The 5,109-nt window shown below is 52.8% G+C and carries 2 protein-coding genes; both read left to right on the top strand.

Annotated features, from left to right (window positions below; all coding sequences use genetic code 11):
• Positions 1–1,586 (top strand): sensor histidine kinase (locus tag JJU14_RS15940; protein WP_228614710.1); only part of this gene is annotated, 1,586 nt, incomplete at its 5' end.
• A gap of 803 nt (positions 1,587–2,389) precedes the next feature.
• Positions 2,390–5,109: InlB B-repeat-containing protein (locus JJU14_RS16745; protein WP_228614709.1), on the top strand; the 2,720-nt coding region annotated here is incomplete at its 3' end.

Here is a 5,109-nt window from a genome sequence, read left to right as displayed (position 1 = left end):
TGGATTTATTTTATCTGGATAGCCAGGGGCAGCTGGTGCAGCAGCAAAGCGGCGACCACATTCCGTTTTATCAGCGGCCGGTGCTGAGCCGCAGCCTGGTTTTGCGTTTAAAGGATGTGGAGCAAGAGCGCACGGTTGCCTACCTGTTGCGAGTAACAACCGGCAGCGCCATGACGCTGCGGCCGCAGCTGCAGTCACCGGGTGATCTTTTAGTGCAAGAAAAAAACAGCACCTTGCTGTATGGCATTTTGTTTGGTTTAAGCCTGTTCGCCGCCGTGTTGGCCTTGATCAGTTGGGGCTGGACGCGTCAAGTTGCTTTTTTCACCGCTGCCGCCTACAGCCTGGTGTATGCCTGGTTTCACTTTACCATCAATGGTTTTGATCAGCAGTATCTGTACCCGCAGCTACCGGCACTCTCAGATCGCATGATTGGTGTCAGTGGTTTTTTGTTTGCGGCTTTGTTGTTGCAACTGGTTCGGCAATTTACTCCCATCCGACGGTTTTTCCCCCGTCTGGATCAGGCCATGTTTTGGTTGCTGTGCGCGCACCTGGCTGGCGCCTTGGCGTCTCTACTGGGGGCTTATCCGTTGCTGGCACCCTGGCTGATGCTATCGGGTCTGCTGCAGATGGCGGTGATTTTGGCGCTGATGTTGCCGCTGATCAAACAAGACAAGCCAGTCCCCTTGCTTTTTTTTGCGATGCTATTGCCTGGTTGGCTTGCTTTAATTTTGCAGGTGATCCGCAACCTCGGTGGCTTGCCCTACAATTTCTGGACATCCCATTTGTGGGCTTTATCGACCATGCTGCAAGTGGTGTTCCTGATGCTGGTGCTGTTGGTAGTGCTGAACCGAGAACAACAACGCCTAAGACAGCAACTGGAAGAAAACAGTGCTCTGCAGCGCTTTTATCAATTGATGGCGCACGAGCTACGAACGCCTCTGGCGGTGATTAGTTCTGCCTTAACCAACCTGCAATGGCAAACCAGTACTGTGCCGGAGGCTAAACCCCGCATTGAGCGGGCGCGGATGGCGGTGGCGCGGCTCAATAATTTGGTGGATAACGCCTTGGCAGAAGATCGCTTGCACTTGCTCGAACAAGGCCTGCAGTTGGAGCCTGTGGTACTTGTTGATTGGGTGGCAGAGCTGCAAAGCCTGTGCTTGCTTACAGAAAAGCATCAGTTGGTAATCCCATCCTTAGCGCCCGACGAGACGGTCTGGTTTGATAAACAGTGGTTGACCCTGGCGGTACTGAATCTGCTGGATAATGCCGTGAAGTATTCACCGACCGGTGGCACGATTGAGCTGGAGATAAGTATGGACTGCGAGCACTGGACTTTGGCGGTGCACGATCAGGGCAGTGGCGTTGCCACCGCCGATATCCCACAGCTGTTTCAGCGTGGCTTTCGGGCCAGACAGCACCGGGCGATTAGTGGCCTTGGTTTGGGGCTGCATCTGGTGGCGATGGTGGTGCAAACGCATGGCGGCAAGGTCTGGTATCAACCGAAAGCTGTGGGCAGTAGCTTTTGCCTGCAGTTGCCTGTGACGCCAGCCGCAACCGATGCCCATACCATGACTGATGCACACTAGTCACTTTCCTGTTCCAGGGAAAATGTAAGAAATGGTAAGGTTTGCTTCCTTGCTTATTGTTGATGCCAACGGCCATACTTTCAATTATTTGTTTGTTGGAGTATGCCATGGGCTCACCTTACTCATCATTGTGTTTTGCTCAACTATTTAGCTCACTTCGCGGTTTGATGGTAGCGCTGTTGTTGTGCTGTGCCAGTTTCACCGTAGCGGCGCATGACATTACACCACCTGCGGCGGGCGATGGCACCGCAGCGAACCCCTATCAAATTGCCACTTTGGCCAATCTGGCCTGGATCGCGGACGACTCAAGTCGTTGGTCGGCTCACTACATCCAGACTGCTTCTATTGATGCCTCTTCAACCAGTGGTTGGAATGGGGGGGCAGGTTGGTCGCCTATAGGCTCATTCTCGACTCCATTTTCTGGCAGTTACAATGGTGATGGACACACTATCGGCAATCTCTACATTAATCGAGAGGACTTGGAACAAGGGTTTTTCGGCAGACTTGGTACTGGATCTGAAATAACCAATGTCGGCCTGATTGATATTAATTATACGGTGAGTTCGCAATCTGGTGGGTTAGTTGGTTTTGCTGATGCTGGTTCAAACATTACACACAGCTACACAACAGGTACCTTAACCAGCTCAAGCAGTATAGTCGGAGGGTTGGTTGGGTATACCAATGGGTCGATAGCAGATTCACACTCTTCCGTTAATATCCCCGCTTCATTTGATGACACCGGTGGATTGGTGGGAACAGCTAACAGCGGAACCATCACTAATAGCTTTGCAACGGGAAATGTCGTGGGTACATTTCGTACCGGTGGTTTGGCTGGACGAAACAATTCCGCCACCATCGCAAACAGTTTTGCGACTGGTAATGTCAGCAGTGCTGCTGGCACCAGTGGAGGTTTCGCTGGGCAGGTGGGCAGCAATGGCCGGATTGAAAACAGTTACGCATTAGGCAACGTGATTAGAACTGCCGGCACGAATATTCGATTCGGCGGTTTTGTTGGTCGGAATGATCAAGGGAAAATCCTGAATTCCTTCGCAACCGGAAGTGTGAGCTTCGATGCAGTTGTGCAACCCGATAAAGGTTTTGTGGGTGACGTTACTACCGGCGGCAATTATGAAATGACAGGGAATTTCTGGGATACAGAAACCTCCGGCGCCTCATCAACGGCAGGCGATGCGACTGGCAAAACCAGTGCCGAGATGAAAACACAATCGACCTTTACCGCAGCTGCCTGGAATTTTGACGATGTATGGGCCATGTCGTGGGGCAAGGCATATGGGGGCTACCCCACCTTGCAATGGACCGGTGGTTTTGCAAAGGCACCGATTGGCAACCAAATTGGCTCCTTAGCCAATCTGGTGTGGCTGGCCGAAGACACCGCCAGATGGAGCGGTCATTACACCCAAACCGCTGATATCAATATGGCCACCACCATCAGCTGGGATGCTGGCCATGGCTGGTCACCGATTGGCACGATGGCGACCAATTTTACCGGGGTTTACCAAGGAGGTGGGCACAGAATCACCAATTTGTTTATTCACAGGCCCAGCGAAAGCAGAATTGGTCTCTTTGGCCAAACAAATGGAGCCACTATTTCAAAACTAGGGCTTGTTCACCCACAGGTAACAGGGATGGGCAATGTGGGTACCTTGGTGGGTTTAACCGAAGGGGGCACGTCAATCTCAGAGTCCTTTGCCAGAGGTGGCTCGGTCAATGGTAGTGACAGCTTTGTTGGCGGCTTGGTTGGTCGAACGTTTTCTCAGGCCGATACGATCACTAATGCCTATGCTCAGGTCCGAGTCCTGGGTGGTGTAGGCGCTGATCGAGAGTCAGCCGGTTTAGTTGGCGCTAACAGTGCAACCTTGACCAATTCATACGCTGCAGGCGAAGTACGAGTCAATGAAGTTGATGTTGGATTTGGAAATTTTATTCGCTTGAGCAATGGACTTGTTCGACACGTTATGGGGTCATACCTAAATAATTTTTACGATACAGACATTTCAGGCCATTCAGGCAATGCCAGTGGAAGGACTGGTAAGACGACTGCCGAAATGCGTGATGTGATGACCTTCATCGACTGGGATTTCGACGATGTTTGGGGCATCCATGCCGCCAGAAACAATGGCTATCCCTATTTGCGCTGGGAGTACCCGCCAGCAGAATTCGAGGTGACTTACCATGCCAATGGTGCTACCGGAGGTGCAGTGCCGCCGGCGCAGGTTAAAGTTGAAAACGTGACGCTCACCCTTGCGGGGAACAGTGGTAACCTGGAGCGAACCGGTTTTACCTTTGGTGGTTGGAACACCCAGCCGGATGGCAGCGGTACCGATTATGCAGCCGGTGGTAACTATACCGCCAATGAAGCGGTGACGCTGTACGCAAAGTGGCTTATTAACAGCTATACCGTCACGTTCATCGATTGGGATGGAACGGTGTTAACAACTGAAACCGTAAACCATGGCGCAGCTGCAACAGCGCCTGCTGCTCCTTCGCGCATGGGTCATAGTTTTACCGGCTGGAGTCCCAGTGATTTCAGCAACATTACCACCAATACCATGGTAACAGCGCAATACAGTGTGAACAGTTACACTCTTAGTTTTGATAGTGCCGGGGGCTCCGCCGTTGCGGCTATTACGGCCGACTTTGGCGCTGCCATCACGGCACCGGCGGCACCGACGCGAGAAGGCTTTAGCTTTGTCGGCTGGACCCCTGCGCTGCCAGCAACCATGCCAGCGACGAGTCAAACCCATACCGCGCAGTGGTCGGTCAATTCTTATACCCTAAGCTTTGACAGTGCCGGTGGCTCTGCGGTGGCAGCGATTACGGCCAACTCTGGTACTGCAATCAACCCTCCTGCTGAACCCACGCGCTTAGGCTATACCTTTACCGGCTGGGAGCCAGCTTTGCCGGATACCATGCCAAGCAATGACGTAACGGTGACAGCGCAGTGGAGCATTAACCAATACACGCTGAGTTTTGATACTGTAGAGGGCACCGATGTGGCTGCCATCACCGCCGATTTTGGCAGTGCCATTAGCGTGCCCGAGCCTCCAACGCGAGCAGGCTTCGTTTTTGCAGGCTGGCAGCCTGAGTTGCCAGCAACCATGCCAGCCCAGAATCAAACGCATACGGCACAGTGGAACCAGAGTAGCTTTACGGTGACCATTGCCCTAACCGGTGAAGGCAGTGTCACTCCTGCCAGTCAGCAGGTGGCTTTTGGCAGCAGTGCCAGTTTTGATCTAAGCGTGGCTGAAAATACCTTTGTACACGTTGAGAGCAACTGTGCTGCCAGCCGCTCGGGTAATAAGATTATTACGGCAATGCTAAGTGCAGACTGTACGATTAGCCTGGTGACCTATACCGCCGTTGAGCTTGATGTTGAAGACACCAGTCCGGCAGGCAGTCAAGAAGCAAGGCGCTTTAGGCTGGGTGAGGGCGCAGGCGAGCAAGTATTGACCGCCTTGCAACAAACCCGCAGTGGTACCGCCGAGTGGCTGGATATCGCCGA

It is taken from the genome of Alkalimonas sp., assembly GCF_020831925.1.
In the GTDB taxonomy this organism is placed as follows: Bacteria; Pseudomonadota; Gammaproteobacteria; order Enterobacterales; family Alteromonadaceae; genus Alkalimonas.
This window is presented reverse-complemented; position numbering and strand designations above follow the sequence as displayed.